The sequence below is a fragment of the Rickettsiella massiliensis 20B genome (genome assembly GCF_000257395.1).
Lineage (GTDB): Bacteria > Pseudomonadota > Gammaproteobacteria > Diplorickettsiales > Diplorickettsiaceae > Diplorickettsia > Diplorickettsia massiliensis.
Map to the genome: position 1 here is coordinate 698,991 of NZ_AJGC01000001.1, position 17,186 is coordinate 716,176.

A 17,186-nucleotide genomic window follows, 5' to 3' on the forward strand; every position below is an offset into this window, starting at 1 on the left:
AATCACTTTAATTGAAAAGATTGCGTGTTAAGTTTTTTCGACTTAACACGCGCCACCGCGGCAGCGATATAGTCACGCTGTGGTTGCAACGAATCGATTGTGATTCGCTTTTCGTTGGTTTTATTCTGAGTACGAATCTGCTTGGCCTGATAACGGTGCTTCGCTTTTTGCGGATCATAACGCAACGCTGAAACAGCCACTTTCTGCGAGAACGGTATGACTTTGTTTGGCCGCACCTAAAATGGCGTCGATTGGGCAAGCTTGAATACACTTTGTACAGCCAATACACTCCATTTCGCGAATGTGCACGATGGTTGGGGCATTTGCTTGGGCTTGCATCGCGGCCAGCCAAGGAGTGATATCTTGTTGGAAGTATTCTCCCAAGGCTTTTAATGTTTTGCATCCCCCAGGCGGGCAACGATTTAACGCTTCACCCTGCTCAACCATCGCTTGTGCATACGGCAAACAACCACCATAGCCGCATTGACCACACTGTGTTTGCGGTAATAATTGATTGACCTGTTCAATGGCAGACAACGTGACGCTTGTCTGACCGATTATCACCGTTTTGTCATTCATGCTTCACTCGGAACCACTTGGAGCGCCGCAAGCGCTTCCAGAGAGATACGCTGCAACAAAGGTTCAAAGGTTTGAATGGTCTGATTACCTAATGGAATCGACCGATCCGCCCAAGTCAGCGCTGGGCTATTAAAAAAAGCTTCCACTTTTTGTGCCGTAACCGGTAAAACCGGTTTTAGGTAAAGTGTTAACAGACGAAATAAATTAAGACCCAAACTACACACCGCGTGTGCACGCACCACGTGCTCTGGATCCTTAATTAAGCTCCAGGGTTTTTCGGCATCAATCCGTTGATTGGCTTTATCTGCCAAATCCATGATAGCACGCAGTGCTTTGCCAAATTCACGCTGCTCATAATAGACCGCGATCGTATCGCCTTCATCAATAAACTGTTGAAACAACTCTGGATCAAGTAGCGTTGCCGTCAGTTGATTAGCAAATTTCTTATTAATAAAACTTGCACAACGGCTAGCAATGTTAACATACTTGCCGATCAAATCAGAATTAACTCGTTGTTGAAAATCCGTTAAACTTAATAGTAACGTAGATATTCGGGTTCAAGCTGCTGTAAATAATGCTGTGCTGTAATAAACGTACCACGGGATTTTGACATTTTCTGACCATTAATCGTCAAATAACCGTGGACAAATACTCCTAGATGGCGTAACGGAAATCCGCACCAACAAAATGATACAGTTTTGCAGTACTCGCTTGATTCCAGTAATCATTAAACACGACTTCAGAACGCCGCGTACTCAAATTTTGCAAGCTCGCCATATAACCAATCGGCGCATCGATCCAAACATAAAAATATTTATCATCTTGTCCCGGTATTTTAAAACCAAAATAAGGGGCATTCCGTGAAATATCGAGATCATGCAAACCTTCTTTAAACCATTCCAAGAGTTTATTACGCACTTCTTCACTGAGATGATTCCCTTCAGTGATCCACTGTCGTAAAAACTCCGTGTAATGACCCAACTTAAAAAAATCGTGTTCAGTCTCTTTCGCAATCGGTTTCGCTCCGGATAATACGGATCGCGGCTCGATTAAACCCAGCGCCGCATACGTCGAACCACAGGCTTCACAATTATCTCCATATTGATCGGGAGCCTTGCAACACGGACAACTACCTTTAACATAACGATCCGGTAAAAATAGATGGGCTTCCGGATCATAAGCTTGCGCAATCACTTTGGTTTCAATATCGCCCTTTGCTTTCATTTTTTGATAAATCATCTCAACCAATGCTTGGTTTTCAGGGCTATGGGTACTGTAATAATTATCAAAGTCGATATGAAATGCCTCTAAATCGGCTTTATGTTCTTGCGCCATCTGCGCGGATAAGGCTTCCGGTGTTATGCCGCGCTGCTGTGCCGCTAACATCACCGGCGTACCATGGGCATCGTCTCCTGAAATAAACAAACAATCGCGACCCTGCATTTTTTGGAAGCGCACCCAAATATCTGCTTGAATGTGTTCGAGCAGATGTCCTAAGTGAAGTGCGCCGTTGGCATAAGGTAATGCCGTCGTCACTAAAATTTGCGGTGAAGTTTGCTGCATGTTGGGCTTTTGCGTATGATTCATTATCAAAGTTTGCCTTCTTATACGGAGGATCGTCAAGCTACCATTTTGGGGTTGCCATGTTAAAAATGAAAGAACGGGTTAAGCATATTCTGGTTATCGCCTCAGGTAAAGGCGGCGTGGGCAAATCCACGACGGCGATCAACTTAGCGGTTGCCCTGGCCGAGGACAGAAAATACCGTGTCGGGTTATTACGATGCCGATATTTATGGTCCGAACCAACCCACATGCTGGGTGTTCATGAGAAACCGACGAGCAAGGACGGTCGTTTAGAGCCGGTTTACGCACATGGCTTGCAGTCGATGTCGATCGGCTATCTGATCGACGCCAATACCCCGATGGTCTGGCGAGGTCCGATGGTCACACGCGCGTTACAACAATTACTACAGGACACCCATTGGGATCAGTTAGATTATTTAATCATTGATTTACCCCCTGGGACAGGAGACATTCAATTAAGTTTGGCACAGAAATTTTCATTGTCCGGGGCTATCCTCGTCACGACGCCACAAGAAATCGCGTTATTGGATGTACGCAAAGCGATCGCCATGTTTAATAAAGTGAATGTCCCGTTGTTAGGTGTCGTGGAAAATATGGCTGCCTATATTTGTGAACATTGTGGTCACGAAGCCTCTATCTTCGGTGAAGATGGAGGACAACAGATGGCCAATGAATATCACATTCCCTTTTTAGGCTCTATTCCACTCCATGGCCGCATTCGTGAACAAGCGGATTCGGGAAAACCGATTTTCTTAGCGGAACCACAGGGAAGCATTGCCGAAAATTATCGTCAGATTGCGCTCAACGTGATAAAAGAAGTCGCAACCCATACAAAAAAAAACAAATCGCTTCCCCAATATTATTATTGAAAAAAAGTAACGGTTAGGAATCTTAACTATGTCAATTAAATCAGATGCTTGGATCAGTCGTATGTCAAAAGAAATGGGGATGATTGAACCGTTTGAGCCGCGACAAATTCGTGAAAATAGCGCCGGAAAAATTATTTCGTACGGTGTTTCAAGTTATGGATATGACGTACGTTGTGCAAATGAATTTCGAGTATTTACAAATATTAATTCGGCGATTGTTGATCCAAAACATTTTAGTTTTGTTTCCGTTAAGGGTGATGTGTGTATCATTCCCCCAAATTCTTTTGCTTTAGCGCATACGGTTGAATATTTTCGTATCCCCCGTAACATTTTAACGATTTGCTTAGGGAAATCGACCTATGCGCGTTGCGGGATCATTGTTAATGTCACACCACTAGAACCGGAATGGGAAGGACAAGTGACCTTAGAGTTTTCCAATACCACCCCCCTTCCTGCAAAAATTTATGCGCACGAAGGCGTCGCACAAATGTTATTTTTGGAATCCGATGAAGTATGCCTCACTTCTTATCGTGATCGTAAAGGGAAATATCAACGACAAACTGGCGTGACTCTTCCTGTCGCTTAAGTGATATAAAACGGGGTTAAGCGGACCGGATTGTGGTGAAATAATTACTGATTCGAACGTAATCCTCTACCGTCAACTGTTCCGGCCGTTCGGCCGGATCAATCCCTAAGTCTAAAAGTTGGGTGGCGCTTAAATAAGAACTCAACGTATTTCTGAGCATTTTGCGCCGCTGACTAAATGCCGTGCGAACAATCTCAGTGAATAGTTTTAAATCCTTGGCCACCACCGGTAGTGTTTGATAGGGGACCAAATCGAACGATCGCTGAATCAACCTTAGGTGGGGGTTGGAACGCACCGGGTTTAACGGTAAACAATTTTTTTACTTGGCAATGATATTGGATCATCACACTTAAGCGCCCCATAATCCGAATCACCGGGCCGGGCGGCGATACGATCGACCACTTCTTTTTGGAGCATAAAATGCATGTCTACAATACCTTGCCGATATTCGAGTAAACGAAATAAGAGTGGTGTCGAAATATTGTAAGGAAGATTACCGACAATCCGCCAGGTTTTTTCTGGCATACCCAACAAGTGGAAATCAAAACGTAACACATCGGCTGAGTAAATCGTCACTCGGCCCAGTGATGCACACTGTACTTCAAGGAGAGGAATTAAATCTTTATCTAATTCAATGACCGTCAGTTCCTGAAGATGAGCCAGTAACGGTTGCGTTAATGCACCCAAACCCGGTCCGATTTCAAGCATCTGATCCGTCGGTTGCGGGCAAATAGCCGCTACAATGCGGGAAATAACCGGTCCTTGATGCAAAAAATGCTGACCGAAGCGCTTTTTCGCTGGCAATACCGACGGAGGTGTTTTCATATAAAACAAGTTTTTAGCGCGAATGATTTGTTTTTTTATTTATACCGATGAAATACGGATGACAAGAAACGACTCGAAATGATTTTTATTTTCGATGGCGTCCCCAAGGGGAGTCGAACCCCTGTTACCGCCGTGAAAGGGCGGTGTCCTAGGCCACTAGACGATGGGGACTAGTGCGTAATCGAGGGCGCTATTTTGGCTGCGTGCACGCAAATTGTCAACGTCTAAAATCTAGGCGGTCTTTTTTCTCTAAATTTTGCTGACTTCTGGTAAACTCATCTTCATTCTTAATGTTTGAGGAAATGGTTATGTCAAACAAAACGCTCTCACTCACTCCATTACTCCATGACTATCTACTTTCCGTTTCACTTCGTGAAGCACCGATCCTAAAATCATTACGCGAAGAAACGGCCACGTTATCCTCACATGCCATGCAAATTGCGCCCGAACAAGGTCAATTTATGGCATTGTTAATCCAATTGATGGGCGCAAAACGCATTTTAGAAGTCGGTGTCTATACAGGCTATAGCTCATTAGTCATGGCCTTAGCCCTTCCCAAAGACGGCCTTTGCGTTGCGTGTGATATCAATCCTCAAACCAGCGCTATCGCGCAACGTTATTGGAAAGCCGCCGGTGTGGCCTCAAAAATTGATTTTCGATTAGGGCCCGCTTTGGCAACGTTGGATCAGTTACTTGCCGAAAACCAAGCAAATTCATTCGATTTTGTTTTTATTGATGCGGACAAAGCCAATTACCCTCATTATTACGAACGCGCTTTAGTACTTGTCCGCCAAGGTGGTTTGATTGTGATCGATAACGTTTTGTGGAGTGGTGAAGTGGCCAATCCACAGAACATCGAACCGTCAACGAAAACGATTCGTGCGTTTAATGCGCTGTTGGCCACCGATGACCGCATCCACATCAGTTTATTACCACTCGCCGATGGCTTAACGTTAGCCTACAAGTGCTGATCGTTTTGAGGATTAAATCGTTGCCCGATCACCTTTCTCTTCCAACCAGTTTTTACGATCGGGTGCGCGCTTTTTAGCAAGCAATAAATCCATCAAGGACAGCGTCTCGGCTTCACTGTCGATCGTCAGTTGTACCAAGCGTCGGGTATCCGGCGCCATGGTGGTTTCACGTAATTGCAATGGATTCATTTCACCCAAACCTTTAAAGCGTTGGACACTGATTTTCCCGGACTTTTTATTCGCTGCCAAACGCTCAAAAATCTGTTGCTTCTCTTCGTCATCGAGTGCGTAATGCACTTCTTTTCCTTTATCGATGCGATATAAAGGCGGCATCGCAATATAAATATGGCCTTCGATTAAAAGCGGCTTAAAATGTTTAAAAAATAAAACCACACAATAACGTGGCAATATGTAAGCCATCGGAATCGGCATCGGCTAATACACAAATTTTTCCATAAAATAAATCGCTGCTCGCGACTTCCCAACTATTTTAGAATCTTCGGCATAATCGCTTGAAATTCGCGATCGCGTGCTTGCTTCGCTGAACCTCCGGCCGAATCTCCCTCAACCAAAAATAGTTCGGTTCGACTGCGATCGCTTTGTGCGCAGTCCGCAAGTTTTCCGGGCAGCACCGCGCCACTTAAAATTTTCTTACGTACCACCTGCTTATTACTGCGTAATCGTTTTTGAGCATGGGCAATCATTAATTCTGCGAGGGCCTCTGCTTCTGCAACATGTTGATTCAACCATAAACTAAACGCATCTTTGACTACCCCAGAAACGAACGCAGCGGTCTGTCGTGAAGTAAGACGCTCTTTGGTTTGTCCTGAAAATTGGGGTTCTTGTAGTTTAACCGACAACACATATTGACAGCCCTCCCAGACATCTTCCGGCGCTAAATTTCAAATTACGGGGCAATAAATCACGTAATTCACAAAAGTCACGCATTGCTTCTAATAAACCGGCCCGTAATCCATTGACATGCGTACCGCCTTGTAACGTGGGAATTAAATTCACGTAACTTTCTGTCAACACTTCCGCACTGCCTTCGGCTAACCAACATAATGCCCAATCGACTTCTTCATTTGCCGCAGAAAAGCGGCCTTGAAAAGGTTCTTTTGGTAAATAATCATTCTGTTTGAGCTGCTCAGTCAAATAACTGACTACCCCCTCCTCATAAAACCAAGATTCTTTTTCACCGCTTTGTTCTTCAAGAAAAGTCACATGCAGTCCCGGACATAACACCGCCTTCGCACGCAAGCTATGTTTGAGACGATTCACCACAAATTTTTCAGAATCAAAATACGATTTATCTGGCCAAAAACGTAACGCCGTTCCGGTGACCATCTTATGTTCGGTACGCCCTATTTTTTTTAAAACGCTTTTACGTTCACCGTCTGCAAAATGCATTTGATAAATTATACCGTCTCGTTTAATGGTCACTTCTAAACGTTTTGACAACGCATTTACCACAGAAACACCGACCCCTTATTAAATTTTTGCCCCGGCATGCAAACGGGTGAGAATTAATTCCACACCGGTAATTTTTTCTTCCGGATGAATATCGACCGGCATGCCACGCCCATCGTCAATCACTTCCAATGAGTTATCTGGTGCCAAGTGATTGGGTCGTGCGGTATCGGTGTACATTCCTGGACGTCGCTTGACAGGATCCAGCCCGGTTAACAATAATTGACTCGCTTTTTAATTAGGACGACCAAGCTTCGCGAACTTTTTGTTCATTCTGCTGTAACCACAATAATGCGATCAAAGTTGAAGCATTATTCATTTCACCACGCTCTAATGCCTCATAGGCGGCTGTAAACGAATATCCTCACCCTCACTGGGTAAACCATGCAATCATCCATTCGTTGCTGCCACCGGGACTTAACCAATATTGAGTGATAGGATAGATGTTTTGTAATAGCAACCCGGTTTCTTCGCGGGTTTCACGTTGCGCAACCGTCTGTTTATCTTCTCCTGGCTCGGTCATCCCGGCGACAATCTCAACCAACCAAGGCTGTGAGCTTTGATTGACAATCCCTGCACGCAGCTGCTCAATTAAAACCAATTGATCCTGTTTTGGATCAAAAAGCAACACCCCCACCGCTTCACCACGCACAAAGACTTCACGAAACAAGGGTTGGCTCCATCCGCCAGCAAATAAGCGGTGTTGTAATTTTATACGCTGCATCTGGAAATAACCTTGATAAACTAGCTTACATTCCAACATTTTGACATCGGTTGCGGAAAAAAGAGGTTGAACCATACTGTACGTCGGCTTTCCTTTTTGACCCTTCTTCGGCTAAACTCTTTAGTCTAAACCGATAACCTGGCATAATACATAACAATTTGTTCAGATTTTAAACAAACTTAGCTTTTCACGGTCATTTGCTATGCATACTTTTTCTTTAAAATCGATTTTACGAAAAAAGACAGCGTTTATTTTCGTTGGGGTGGGTTTACTGATGGCTCGTTTTACACCGTGCTATGCCACCGATCTCATGGACGTCTATCACGCCGCATTAACGCATGATGCGGTGTATCAAGCCGCGGTGTCAACTCGTCTTGCTACGCATGAAGCCCTTCCTTTAAGCATCGCGGCTTTACTCCCCTCCGTCAATGCACAAGCCAATGTGACTTCCAATTATAATACACAAGCCAATGTGACTTCTAATTATCAAGCCACCGGCTTTAATCCACCTATCACCAATCAAGGTTATGGTGTTTCCTTGAGCCAACCTTTACTCAACGTGGGCAGTTGGTTACAGGTTCAACAAGCCACATGCATCAGTAAAAAAGCAGATGCGGTGTTAGGCGTGGCGGCACAATCCTTAATTTATCGGGTTGCTAATGCTTATTTTCAGGTCTTACTGGCACAAGATACCTTACGCTTTGCTCAAGCAGAAAAAGCAGCCAATGCGCAAAAATTGGATCAAGCCCAAAAACGCGTACGTGTTGGATTAGATGCAATTACTGCTGTTTATGAGGCTAAAGCAGCCTATGATAGCGCAGTGGCGGCTGAAATTAGCGCCCAAAATACGTTGCGAAATAACCAAGAAGCCATCCGCCAGCTCACCGGTCAAACGTATTCAGATTTGCAAGGTTTTCATAAAACGCTACCCTTATTTGCGCCACAACCGCAAAACGTTGGCCCATGGATCCAGAGCGCGATACAATACAATCTTGATCTGATGGCCAGCCGTTATGCCGTACAAATTGCTCGTAAGCAAATTCAAGTACAAGCATCTGATCATTTGCCTACTCTTAATTTAGTGGGCAGTTATGGGCGCAATAACGGAATCAATGCGGGAATCATCGATGGAAATAGCGCAACGGTTGGTGTTCAACTCGAATTACCCATTTTTGCAGGTGGTGCGATCTTATCTAACACCCGTAAAGCAGAATACGATTACCAAACTGCCGTCGCACAATTAGAAGATACCTATCGTAAAACGATTGTCACGACACGCCAAAAATATAACGATGTACTTGCAGATATCAGTAGCATTCAAGCAGAACGTCAAGCGATTCAGTCCGCACAAAAATCGTTACAAAGTACGGAAGAAAGCGTCAAAGCGGGCACACGGACGATGGTCGATGTGTTATTAGCGCAAAAAAATCTCTATGATGCCAAACGAAATGCCGCCAAGGATCAAACTCAATATTTACTCGATAGTTTATTACTCAAACAAACCGCCGGTCTTCTCCAACCGGCTGATTTACAACATATTAATCAATGGATGAAAAACTCAGATTTTGCAGAATCTCGACGGTAAACAAAAGAGAAAAAAGAGTACGTTTCGAGTTAAACACCTAACCAATGAAGACACCCTCGGTGCAGAAATTATCTCGAACCAACGAGCACGAAGATGGCGCCATACTTATAGCGCGACGCCAATCCCAAATTGCTTAAACGTGTGCGTTTAAGCAATGATCTTTGATCCTACCGCACATCGAAATGACGTTGAATCATAAGAGGATCCTTCACATAATTCTTGCATTTCATGCCATTTTTTCGCTGAAGTCGTTTTCTTGCAGGGCAAATGAAAGAACGAACGATGCCTCTCTAAACACAAACCTGAATCTCTCATCGCCTTGACTTTATCACTATCGTTTATCGTTTCATCCTCTATTACGGATAATTTAGCCCGTAAAAAATTTACTTTTTCCTTTGCACATTCACTTTTTTTCCACTCTAATCGCTTAATTTCTTTTTTTAAAGGTTGGCTCACCACCTGAAGGGGGAAGAAGAAAGCAACCCATTGATTGGGGATCGGATTACTTTCTCTATTAGCGATTGGGCACGCCTCCAAGAGAGGAACAGCAGGTGTAGGATTATTCACTGATTCAGGGATGACAGTAGGTGTAGAGCGAGAACGATTCACGGGTTCAGGCGCAGACTGTGTCATATTTTCTAATATTTTCTTGACATGCCGCCTTTCTTCTGCCTCTTCTTCCTTATGAGAATGCTTAACTTCAAACGCAATCAGTTCTTGATTGATCGCTTCTTTAAAAGACAAATACTCTTTTTTTGGATCAGGATTCAAACGATTAAGTTGACTAAATAAATAGTTAAAACAACCTAATACTAAGGCCGGAGTAATAAAAACTAGATTTCGAAGACTACCTAAAGGACCTCCACCATGATCATGCCCGTGTTCTGCCTCATCATCTTTATTACTAAACAACTGAGAGAAATCCGTTAAAAGCTCACTTAACCCAGAAATAATCATCACTATAAAAGGAGGCACAGAGGGTAATCGATCCGAGGAAACTGCCGTCACGCCAACGTGGAGCATAAATATGGCAAGTTTAAAAATCAACAAAACAAACTGTAAAGGAAGACGTATTAAATGGAGCGCCCATTGTAAAGGATTTTCACTTGCTATTTGTGTTTTTAGGTTCAGAAAAAATGTTTTTAATTCATTTCCAGCACCACATTCCCCCTTCAACATGCCTATCGACTCAATGGAATTTTTCATAATGAAAATAAATTCACTCAATACACAAGGCAACATAGCCAATACGGAGGCAATGGGCCCCAAAAATAGGTAAAAGTTGGGCATAAATAGTGTATCCGGTCGCAGCAATTGCCGCGAAGGAAATAGTAATCCCCACAATCGCCGCGATAATTCGAAAAACATATTTCCCTCTACTCTCATTTTCTCCACGAGAAAACCAATCCCGAATTGCATCTAAAGTGAGCCATTTATCCCTGATAATAATGTCGGCCAGTGTATTATAAACAAGATATGCTGTACCGATTGCCGTAAGACAGGCAAGTACAATTATAAGGTAAGGCAGCAATGGAATGAGTGGTCCCAAAAAATGCTAACGTGCTAAACACACTTAAAGAAACATAATACACCGCTACGCTACCGGTCACAGCTAACAAAATACTCGCTGCTAACGCTAAACGTAAGTAAAATACTTTACTCTGCCCCTCCTTAACAAGTGTAGTGAAGAGTTTTAGTTGTTCATTCGTTAGATGGTCGCCCTCCATTGGCTGCTCTTTTGCTTGCGCAATCCGTTCAAAATACTTCTCTTTTAGATACTCTTCTAACAAAATTAAACGCTGTTCCGCCATACACCGTTCTTTACCAAGCGCTTCCCTTTCTAACTTCTGCTTGCTATTTTCCAATTCAGACTTCTGTTTTTCTAAATTATACCTCTTCTTTTTAGCAAAAGATTTAGAGTGCTCTAGGGATTTTTGTTTCCTACTCCTGATCTTTTTTTGTAAATCAGCAATCTCCTCATTTAACGCTTCTGTGTTTAATTTCTTAGTTTCTAACTTCTGAATCTTCTCGTTAGCGAAAGATTCTAGGGCTTCTAGTGTAGCGATCCTCCCTTGCAAATGAGTAATCTTGTCATCTAATTTATCTTTTTTTAATTTCTGAGCTTCTAACTCCTGGATTTCACTTTCTAGTGCGCGAATCGTCTTATCTTGCCGTGATAAATTTTTCTGCGTCGTTTCATCTTGTTGTAAAGAAGCTTGCTGTGTCTTGTTACCCTGAACACGCTTTAACCTGTTTCTCTTTTGTTCAAGCACGCTTTCCAAAGTAAAGACTAACTCGGGGAAATTTAATATGCATTGATTGAGTCGATAATTGTCGAAAAGAGGCAGCTCATCGCTTGAAAAAATAGATGGTCTCTTTTCTTTTTCTAAACGCTTCGACTCAGGGCCAAGAATAATACCTTGCCCTACATTAGGAATCTGACAAGAGTTCTGCTGCGTTGCTGAAAAATCTACAACCAAATCCGGATCCTGGCCAACAGTTTGCCTTTCTGATTCCGACTCCTTTTTCACAGGAGAGGATTCTAAAAACGTTTGTTCTGCTTTTGGTGCTGGAGAAATAAGATTCTCACTTTTCCACTCACCTGCGTAAGGATCCTTCGCTAAATGAAAGTCAAATTCTTCCCTAAAATGATAAGATAGATAACCTTTTTCTGAGGTCAACTTGATAAAACCGGTTCCCCCCTCAATATTTTGATGACAAACGGTCGCCTCTGTAAAAATCCCTACCGGCACTAAATAATTTACAAATCTAAAAGCGGGGAAATTGTCGTTAATTTCCTTAATACTGCCTACGGCATCTGTCAAAATCTGACAAGCCGTTCTTACCGAATACTCAATAAAACTTACCAAACCAAAACGATGGTTTTGGAATTTTCTTATTTAAGAACGAGATGGTAACTGAGAAAAGGCAATTGTTCAACCAAAATGTGGTGATACTGGGCAAGAGAAAAGTAAAATTGATGTAGTTGCGCCACCATCTGTCGTAAGTGCGGGAGATCGGATTGATTACATAACACATCATCTGCTTTCTGAAGACTTTCTTCGTCCGCTAATTGTGTCGCCAGAATAGCGTGGATGTGTTGTTCATTCATCTCATCACGCTGTTGTGCACGGTGTATTTTTTGTGTTTTCGTCGCCGTCACCATTAAAATTCGCTGAAAAGTGAGATAATCTTGGTGCGACTGAGGCGATTTGCGAGTGATCACGGAAGTTTTTCCTTCCAATAGCAAAGGAATGACCACAATACAGTACGGAAAATCTACCTTAAGCAACGCTTGTTGAATTTGTTGATAGATTAAAGGATGCATCTGTGATTGAACTTGCGCACGTGCCCACGCATCGGAGAAAATCCGTTCACGTAACGCACGTCGATCAATCGATCCTTCTTCTGTCAGAATAGCCGCTCCCAAACAAGCGACTTATTTTTCCTTGCAAGACTTTATTTTCTGTCAGGAGCGTCCGCGCAATCGCATCGGCATCAATAACCGGAACACCGTATTCGGCGAAATAACCCGCGGCCGTCGATTTTCCGCTGGCGATATTTCCGGTTAACGCGACAACAAACATCGCTTGTCGTTTCCAACGCTTACCTTAAGATCCGACCCCAACCGTACTGTCGCCTTGTCCTTGCGCTTGCTCTTGCATTTTTTGGGCATACAAGGCTTCAAAATTAATCGGTGTTAAATAAAGCGGTGGGAATCCAGCACGACCAATCAGACTGGAAATCGCTTCATGCGCATAAGGAAATAAAATAGCTGGACACGTAATCCCCAAAATTTGGTGAATTTGCTCTTCCGTAAACCCGTTTAATAAAAACAAACCCGCCTGTTTAATTTCGACTAAAAATAAAGTTTTTCATCCGTCTTTGCGGTGACGGTAACATGTAACACTAATTCATACTGCTGCTCCGGCATCGTATTGGAATTCATCGCAAATTGTAAGTTAATTTGCGGCTCCGTAGGAATCTGGACAGCTTGTGGAGGCTGAGGACATTCCAGTGAAAGATCCTTAACATACACTTGTCGAATAACAAATTCGGGTTGGGGAGGAGTCGTTGGTTTATTAGTCATGTATCGTACCGCCTTTAAGTAAGTTATCGAGTTCACCGGAAGCATTCAGGGCAGATAAATCATCAAATCCACCGATCGATTGCCCATTAATAAAAATTTGTGGCACCGTGCGTCGCCCACTACGCGTCATCATTTCTTCCCGTTTTACAGGATTTTCATCCACCAAAATTTCTTCGTAGCTTAACCCTTTTTGGGTAAGCAGTTGTTTTGCATAAAAACCTCTTTTGCGAAGGGTGTAACACTATTCTCGACTCAAAGGTAAGGACGCATTTTTCCAACTAAGCAGCCCACCTTTGAGATAGTATAACTTTTCAAAGCCTGCCTTTTTTCAACACACGGGCAACTTGGTAATGAGATGGCGTCACGTCACAGACAATAATAATTGATTGAGCGGCATCGAAAGGCAGTGACACTGTACTAGACTTCAGTTCAGACCAGGCCACGTGACGAGAAGAAGCAATATGTTCTTTTGAAAATTGAGCGGGATCACGCACATCTAAAAAAAGTGCATTCTGTTGATTGAACAAGAACACAGCTTGTTGAGGAGAGAGTGGTGCAGCACTACTGAACTTGATGTGCAGTTCAGAAGCAAGCAAAAGCGCCAAAATAGCAAAGAAAGCAAGCCAAAGCTCCCAGTTTCGGAGACTAAATTCAAGAAACGATTGCATCATAGTGTACTTTGCCCTAACTGCGGTGTATTGGTTTGCATTAATGAGAGCTAGTCTAGCGAAAATTTGTGTCGCTCGCTATACTCAGATAGATTTTAACTTTAAAAAGAGATTTTTACGGAATGCCTACGCCGATCCCGACTTCAACCACCTTCCCTACAAAAAAAGCGGACTATGAATCATTATTAACCGAAATTATTGCACGCGCCAAGAAAAAAGGCGCTACACAAGTGGAAGCCGGGATCACTCACAATCTGGGCTATACGGTTACCGTTCGCGGAAAGGAAGTTGAAACCATCGAGCATCACCGTAGCAAAGCATTAGGCATGACTGTTTATTTTGATCAACGTAAAGGATCCGCGACAAGTGTCGATTTCAGTCAATCGGCGATTGAAAATCTTATTGCCAACGCATGCCATATGGCGCGTTTTACTGCGCTGGATCCTTTTTCAGGTTTAGCTGACCCCGCTTTGTTGGCAAAGCCACCCTATGCTTCATTAGACTTATATCATCCCTGGTCACTCACTCCACAACAAGCGATTGAGCTCGGGGTTGAGTGTGAAGCCAAAGCTTTGGCTCTGGACCCACGTATTCTTCATTCAGAAGGGGTGACCATTGCGACGGATGAGAGTTTTTATTTTTATGCCAATAGCCACAATTTTTTAGGCAGTTATCCCACTTCACGACACAGCATTTCGTGTAGCCTGGTGGCTAAAGATAAAGGGGGCATGCAACGTGATGGCGATTATACCGTCACCCGCGTCCCCTCTGCGCTCAGTTCAACAACTCAATTAGCGGCACACGCCGCCCAAGCAACCGTAAGACGGTTAAACGCGCGTCGTTTAGCAACCTGTCAAGTCCCAGTCCTATTTCGGTCTGACGTGGCTCACAGTCTAGTTAGTCATTTTTTAGGCGCTATTTCTGGGGGGAATCTTTACCGGAACGCTTCTTTCTTAGTTAATCAACTTGGTAAACCTATCTTTGCTCCATCCATCACCCTGCATGAACAACCCCATCTGCAACAAGGATTAGGCAGCGCTCCTTTTGATAGCGAAGGTGTGATGACTCAAAATCGAACGTTAGTTGCTAAGGGTGTCTTACAAGGTTATCTCTTAAGCAGCTACTCGGCACGCAAACTGGGTTTACAATCGACAGGGAATGCCGGTGGCGCACATAACATTATTGTCGAAACAAGTGACCTGGACTTAACGAGTCTAATCAAAAAAATGCACCGCGGTCTTTTCGTCACCGAACTGCTTGGACAAGGTACCAATTTAGTCACTGGCGATTATTCACGTGGCGCCGCAGGATTTTGGGTGGAAAATGGTGAGATTCAATATCCGGTTGAAGAAATTACCATCGCTGGCAATTTAAAAGAAATGTACCAACAGATTGTCGCGGTAGGAAATGATATTGATCCACGCAGCTCCATTTTAACTGGCTCCATTTTAGTGGAAAACATGACCGTCGCTGGTGGTGCTTAGCACTGGACTGATTGACATTCTTCATTTCAGTCCAGTGCATCGCTCAAATAAACTAAGTATATGACTTTTTAATTTTTGTGTGTGGCCGGTTCCTTAATTTGCCAAATACTCAAACCTCTCATCGTCGAGGAGTCACGATTTTGAAAAGGAATATCGGCTGTCCGACCAAGCCGTGAAGAGGCCATACGTAAATAAAGTGTCCCGTTTTTCCAAATCGCCAAGCTCATATGTGAAACATTCAACTTGGTACCGATGTGCTGAATAATGTCTGGGCCATAGTGCCGCACAAACAAAATCAGACTACCCGTCGGAATTTTTTTACTGATCTCTGGATGATTTAAAAGGACTTGAGTCGGAATATAAGCGATACGAGCGGTTTCACTTTGCGCGCGGCGCACGCTTTTTTCTTTAAGTTGTTTTAAATAAACTGTTTTTTCGGCTACCGAAGCATTGGGACGTTGTATCTCGTCCGCAGTAAAATGTTGAAGCCACGCACGTCGATTGATAAACGCCGAAGTCTGCTTAACGTACTCGCCACCTATTTTATAAGTCAACTCGTGGATATAACCTTTTTGCCGATTATGTGGGACCCAATCCGCACTGGTGAAATGATTACGTTCAAAAAAATCCACTCGTCCGTGCCGATAACGAATCGCATTCATCTGCTGTTTAAAACTGGGCAGCGTATTAGACAACGCTAAAGCCATGACGGTATCAACATACGTTTCACAATCAAACGCATTAAAACGATAGAGTGGATCTTGATCATACAGACCCGCCGGTCCTTCACCTAAAGCGCCCAGTAGATAGGGCTGACCCAACAAAGCACCACTCTGTTTGATGATCCGTGTCGTTAAACTATCTGAAGCGCTATTTTGCTTGAGCAAGGATAACGCTTGATCGTCTACAGGAGAAGCCTGTACGAAAGGGCTCATGATGGAGGCAAATAAACATAAGCTTACAAAAAGCCCTCGTCGTAACGTGTAAATCATTTTTACTCCAAAGAACTTATTTTTCTTCCCCAAAGCGATCAGTCACTAATTTTTCGAGCACATTCAGTGCCGCAGCTTCATCCTCGCCTTTGACAATGACTTCAACAGGGCTTCCTTGACAAGCGGTTAAACCCATCACTTCAAGAATACTTTTGCCATCCACCTGCTTACCATTACAGCGCAGGGTAATATCACTAATAAAACAGCGGGCCATTTTTACCCACTTCATGGAAGCACGGGCATGAAGCCCTAATCTATTATTGATTGTAATAACTTTACGTAACATACGGTGAGGAGACTAACCCTCTATTTTTCCTCTATGCTAAAACTTTCACCACACCCACAGCTAGCTGTTTGATTGGGATTAAGAAACTGTAAAGTACCGTTTAATCCATTATAGATATAATCAATGCGGGTCCCTTGCAAATAGGGAATACTCGCTGGATCGACAAAAAGGGTCAACCCTTCTGTACAGTAGTGAATATCGCCCTCATATTGCTTTTCATTATAATCTAGATCATAGGACAAGCCCGCGCAACCGGCGTGCTTAATAGACAAACGAAGTGTTTCTTTATTTCAGCTGAAGGTCTAGTCTGACCTCTTCTTGCCCGCTCACCCAGGATGTGACCATTGTATTCATTGCCCTATGCTACCACCAATTATAACTCGCACAAAGCACACTCTAAACGGGCGAAATTTTTAACACAGAAAAGTAGTTATTATGCTTACATAATTAGCGAATTTGCCGCATTCTTAATC

Annotated in this window: 21 protein-coding genes, 1 tRNA gene and 4 pseudogenes; 5 read left to right on the forward strand and 21 right to left on the reverse strand. The window is 43.4% G+C overall.

What is annotated here, in order from left to right; genetic code table 11:
• Positions 1-2: 2 nt before the first annotated feature.
• The 3 genes and pseudogenes from S3O_RS15280 to metG all read right to left on the reverse strand — a co-directional run bounded on the left by S3O_RS15280 (position 3) and on the right by metG (position 2,142).
• Positions 3-185, reverse strand: coding sequence for a hypothetical protein (locus S3O_RS15280; protein WP_010597802.1), 183 nt, complete (start codon positions 183-185; stop codon positions 3-5).
• The gene (locus S3O_RS13690; protein WP_010597803.1) at positions 175-579 is read right to left on the reverse strand and encodes an RnfABCDGE type electron transport complex subunit B; all 405 of its coding nucleotides are present in this window, start codon (positions 577-579) and stop codon (positions 175-177) included. The genes S3O_RS15280 and S3O_RS13690 overlap by 11 nt, the downstream gene beginning before the upstream one ends.
• Positions 576-2,142: pseudogene (metG, locus tag S3O_RS13695) on the reverse strand (methionine--tRNA ligase). Before metG ends, S3O_RS13690 begins: the two are co-directional and overlap by 4 nt.
• A gap of 80 nt (positions 2,143-2,222) precedes the next feature.
• Between metG and S3O_RS13700 the strand changes: the two are divergent.
• Positions 2,223-3,032, forward strand: coding sequence for an Mrp/NBP35 family ATP-binding protein (locus tag S3O_RS13700; protein ID WP_010597804.1), 810 nt, complete (start codon positions 2,223-2,225; stop codon positions 3,030-3,032).
• Positions 3,033-3,060: 28 nt separating this feature from the next.
• Complete coding sequence (gene dcd, locus S3O_RS0104140) at positions 3,061-3,618, forward strand: dCTP deaminase (RefSeq protein ID WP_010597805.1); 558 nt, start codon at positions 3,061-3,063, stop codon at positions 3,616-3,618.
• A gap of 16 nt (positions 3,619-3,634) precedes the next feature.
• Here dcd and rsmA read toward each other — a convergent pair.
• Positions 3,635-4,443, reverse strand: a pseudogene (gene rsmA / locus S3O_RS20070) (16S rRNA (adenine(1518)-N(6)/adenine(1519)-N(6))-dimethyltransferase RsmA).
• Between the two features lie 95 nt (positions 4,444-4,538).
• Positions 4,539-4,614, reverse strand: a tRNA-Glu gene (locus tag S3O_RS0104150).
• A 137-nt stretch (positions 4,615-4,751) separates the two neighbouring features.
• Here S3O_RS0104150 and S3O_RS0104155 point away from each other — a divergent pair.
• Positions 4,752-5,414: a class I SAM-dependent methyltransferase gene (locus S3O_RS0104155; RefSeq protein ID WP_010597808.1), complete on the forward strand. Its 663-nt coding sequence runs from the start codon at positions 4,752-4,754 to the stop codon at positions 5,412-5,414.
• Positions 5,415-5,426: 12 nt separating this feature from the next.
• Here S3O_RS0104155 and S3O_RS20075 read toward each other — a convergent pair whose 3' ends face one another.
• The 5 genes from S3O_RS20075 to S3O_RS13715 form a co-directional block, all read right to left on the reverse strand.
• Positions 5,427-5,834 carry a DNA gyrase gene (locus S3O_RS20075; RefSeq protein ID WP_328264188.1) on the reverse strand — a complete coding sequence of 136 codons (408 nt, stop codon included), beginning with the start codon at positions 5,832-5,834 and terminating at the stop codon, positions 5,427-5,429.
• A 65-nt stretch (positions 5,835-5,899) separates the two neighbouring features.
• The gene (locus S3O_RS20080) at positions 5,900-6,274 is read right to left on the reverse strand and encodes a hypothetical protein (protein WP_029463638.1); all 375 of its coding nucleotides are present in this window, start codon (positions 6,272-6,274) and stop codon (positions 5,900-5,902) included.
• On the reverse strand, positions 6,264-6,887 hold the full coding sequence (locus tag S3O_RS20085; protein ID WP_029463639.1) for a DNA topoisomerase IV subunit B family protein: 624 nt from the start codon (positions 6,885-6,887) through the stop codon (positions 6,264-6,266). Before S3O_RS20085 ends, S3O_RS20080 begins: the two co-directional genes overlap by 11 nt.
• 18 nt (positions 6,888-6,905) lie before the next feature.
• Positions 6,906-7,103 (reverse strand): hypothetical protein, encoded by a 198-nt coding sequence (locus S3O_RS20090; RefSeq protein ID WP_010597810.1) that lies wholly within the window; start codon positions 7,101-7,103, stop codon positions 6,906-6,908.
• 151 nt (positions 7,104-7,254) lie between these two features.
• Entirely contained in the window at positions 7,255-7,683 is a 429-nt protein-coding gene (locus S3O_RS13715) for an NUDIX domain-containing protein (RefSeq protein WP_010597811.1), read from the reverse strand.
• A gap of 127 nt (positions 7,684-7,810) precedes the next feature.
• On the opposite strand from S3O_RS13715, the gene S3O_RS0104185 reads away from it, so the two are divergent.
• Entirely contained in the window at positions 7,811-9,193 is a 1,383-nt protein-coding gene (locus S3O_RS0104185; RefSeq protein WP_010597812.1) for a TolC family outer membrane protein, read from the forward strand.
• Between the two features lie 147 nt (positions 9,194-9,340).
• Here S3O_RS0104185 and S3O_RS0104190 read toward each other — a convergent pair whose 3' ends face one another.
• The 8 genes and pseudogenes from S3O_RS0104190 to S3O_RS15290 all read right to left on the reverse strand — a co-directional run bounded on the left by S3O_RS0104190 (position 9,341) and on the right by S3O_RS15290 (position 13,954).
• Positions 9,341-10,483, reverse strand: a complete 1,143-nt coding sequence (locus tag S3O_RS0104190) for a hypothetical protein (RefSeq protein WP_192805877.1) — start codon at positions 10,481-10,483, stop codon at positions 9,341-9,343.
• Positions 10,413-10,724 carry a hypothetical protein gene (locus S3O_RS17165; RefSeq protein ID WP_156792737.1) on the reverse strand — a complete coding sequence of 104 codons (312 nt, stop codon included), beginning with the start codon at positions 10,722-10,724 and terminating at the stop codon, positions 10,413-10,415. Before S3O_RS17165 ends, S3O_RS0104190 begins: the two co-directional genes overlap by 71 nt.
• Positions 10,657-12,018 carry a coiled-coil domain-containing protein gene (locus S3O_RS0104195; RefSeq protein WP_156792738.1) on the reverse strand — a complete coding sequence of 454 codons (1,362 nt, stop codon included), beginning with the start codon at positions 12,016-12,018 and terminating at the stop codon, positions 10,657-10,659. The genes S3O_RS17165 and S3O_RS0104195 overlap by 68 nt, the downstream gene beginning before the upstream one ends.
• 71 nt (positions 12,019-12,089) lie before the next feature.
• On the reverse strand, positions 12,090-12,623 hold the full coding sequence (gene coaE, locus S3O_RS13720) for a dephospho-CoA kinase (RefSeq protein ID WP_010597814.1): 534 nt from the start codon (positions 12,621-12,623) through the stop codon (positions 12,090-12,092).
• The gene (locus S3O_RS15285; RefSeq protein WP_010597815.1) at positions 12,586-12,780 is read right to left on the reverse strand and encodes a dephospho-CoA kinase; all 195 of its coding nucleotides are present in this window, start codon (positions 12,778-12,780) and stop codon (positions 12,586-12,588) included. Before S3O_RS15285 ends, coaE begins: the two co-directional genes overlap by 38 nt.
• Positions 12,781-12,804: 24 nt before the next feature.
• Positions 12,805-13,328, reverse strand: a pseudogene (gene secB / locus S3O_RS20355) (protein-export chaperone SecB).
• On the reverse strand, positions 13,276-13,485 hold the full coding sequence (locus S3O_RS11295; protein ID WP_050816835.1) for a glutaredoxin domain-containing protein: 210 nt from the start codon (positions 13,483-13,485) through the stop codon (positions 13,276-13,278). The pseudogene secB and the gene S3O_RS11295 overlap by 53 nt, the downstream one beginning before the upstream one ends.
• A 109-nt stretch (positions 13,486-13,594) precedes the next feature.
• Complete coding sequence (locus S3O_RS15290) at positions 13,595-13,954, reverse strand: rhodanese-like domain-containing protein (protein WP_010597819.1); 360 nt, start codon at positions 13,952-13,954, stop codon at positions 13,595-13,597.
• A gap of 119 nt (positions 13,955-14,073) precedes the next feature.
• On the opposite strand from S3O_RS15290, the gene pmbA reads away from it, so the two are divergent.
• Positions 14,074-15,435, forward strand: a complete 1,362-nt coding sequence (gene pmbA / locus S3O_RS0104220) for a metalloprotease PmbA (RefSeq protein ID WP_010597820.1) — start codon at positions 14,074-14,076, stop codon at positions 15,433-15,435.
• Between the two features lie 68 nt (positions 15,436-15,503).
• Here the strand turns inward: pmbA and S3O_RS0104225 are convergent, their stop codons facing one another.
• The 3 genes and pseudogenes from S3O_RS0104225 to S3O_RS11305 all read right to left on the reverse strand — a co-directional run.
• On the reverse strand, positions 15,504-16,370 hold the full coding sequence (locus S3O_RS0104225) for an N-acetylmuramoyl-L-alanine amidase-like domain-containing protein (protein WP_192805878.1): 867 nt from the start codon (positions 16,368-16,370) through the stop codon (positions 15,504-15,506).
• 73 nt (positions 16,371-16,443) lie between these two features.
• Positions 16,444-16,713, reverse strand: coding sequence for an HPr family phosphocarrier protein (locus S3O_RS0104230; RefSeq protein ID WP_010597822.1), 270 nt, complete (start codon positions 16,711-16,713; stop codon positions 16,444-16,446).
• Positions 16,714-16,733: 20 nt separating this feature from the next.
• Positions 16,734-16,988 (reverse strand): annotated as a pseudogene (locus S3O_RS11305) (HesB/IscA family protein); the annotation flags it as partial.
• Between the last annotated feature and the right edge of the window lie 198 nt (positions 16,989-17,186).

Bases quoted from the DNA above. Each gene is read 5' to 3' on its own strand.
- S3O_RS13690 (WP_010597803.1), bottom strand. From the start codon at position 579: ATGAATGACAAAACGGTGATAATCGGTCAGACAAGCGTCACGTTGTCT.
- S3O_RS13700 (WP_010597804.1), top strand. From the start codon at position 2,223: ATGTTAAAAATGAAAGAACGGGTTAAGCATATTCTGGTTATCGCCTCA.
- dcd (WP_010597805.1), top strand. From the start codon at position 3,061: ATGTCAATTAAATCAGATGCTTGGATCAGTCGTATGTCAAAAGAAATG.
- S3O_RS0104155 (WP_010597808.1), top strand. From the start codon at position 4,752: ATGTCAAACAAAACGCTCTCACTCACTCCATTACTCCATGACTATCTA.
- S3O_RS20075 (WP_328264188.1), bottom strand. From the start codon at position 5,834: ATGGCTTACATATTGCCACGTTATTGTGTGGTTTTATTTTTTAAACAT.
- S3O_RS13715 (WP_010597811.1), bottom strand. From the start codon at position 7,683: ATGGTTCAACCTCTTTTTTCCGCAACCGATGTCAAAATGTTGGAATGT.
- S3O_RS0104185 (WP_010597812.1), top strand. From the start codon at position 7,811: ATGCATACTTTTTCTTTAAAATCGATTTTACGAAAAAAGACAGCGTTT.
- S3O_RS0104190 (WP_192805877.1), bottom strand. From the start codon at position 10,483: ATGCCCAACTTTTACCTATTTTTGGGGCCCATTGCCTCCGTATTGGCT.
- S3O_RS15285 (WP_010597815.1), bottom strand. From the start codon at position 12,780: ATGTTTGTTGTCGCGTTAACCGGAAATATCGCCAGCGGAAAATCGACG.
- S3O_RS15290 (WP_010597819.1), bottom strand. From the start codon at position 13,954: ATGATGCAATCGTTTCTTGAATTTAGTCTCCGAAACTGGGAGCTTTGG.
- pmbA (WP_010597820.1), top strand. From the start codon at position 14,074: ATGCCTACGCCGATCCCGACTTCAACCACCTTCCCTACAAAAAAAGCG.
- S3O_RS0104225 (WP_192805878.1), bottom strand. From the start codon at position 16,370: ATGAGCCCTTTCGTACAGGCTTCTCCTGTAGACGATCAAGCGTTATCC.
- S3O_RS0104230 (WP_010597822.1), bottom strand. From the start codon at position 16,713: ATGTTACGTAAAGTTATTACAATCAATAATAGATTAGGGCTTCATGCC.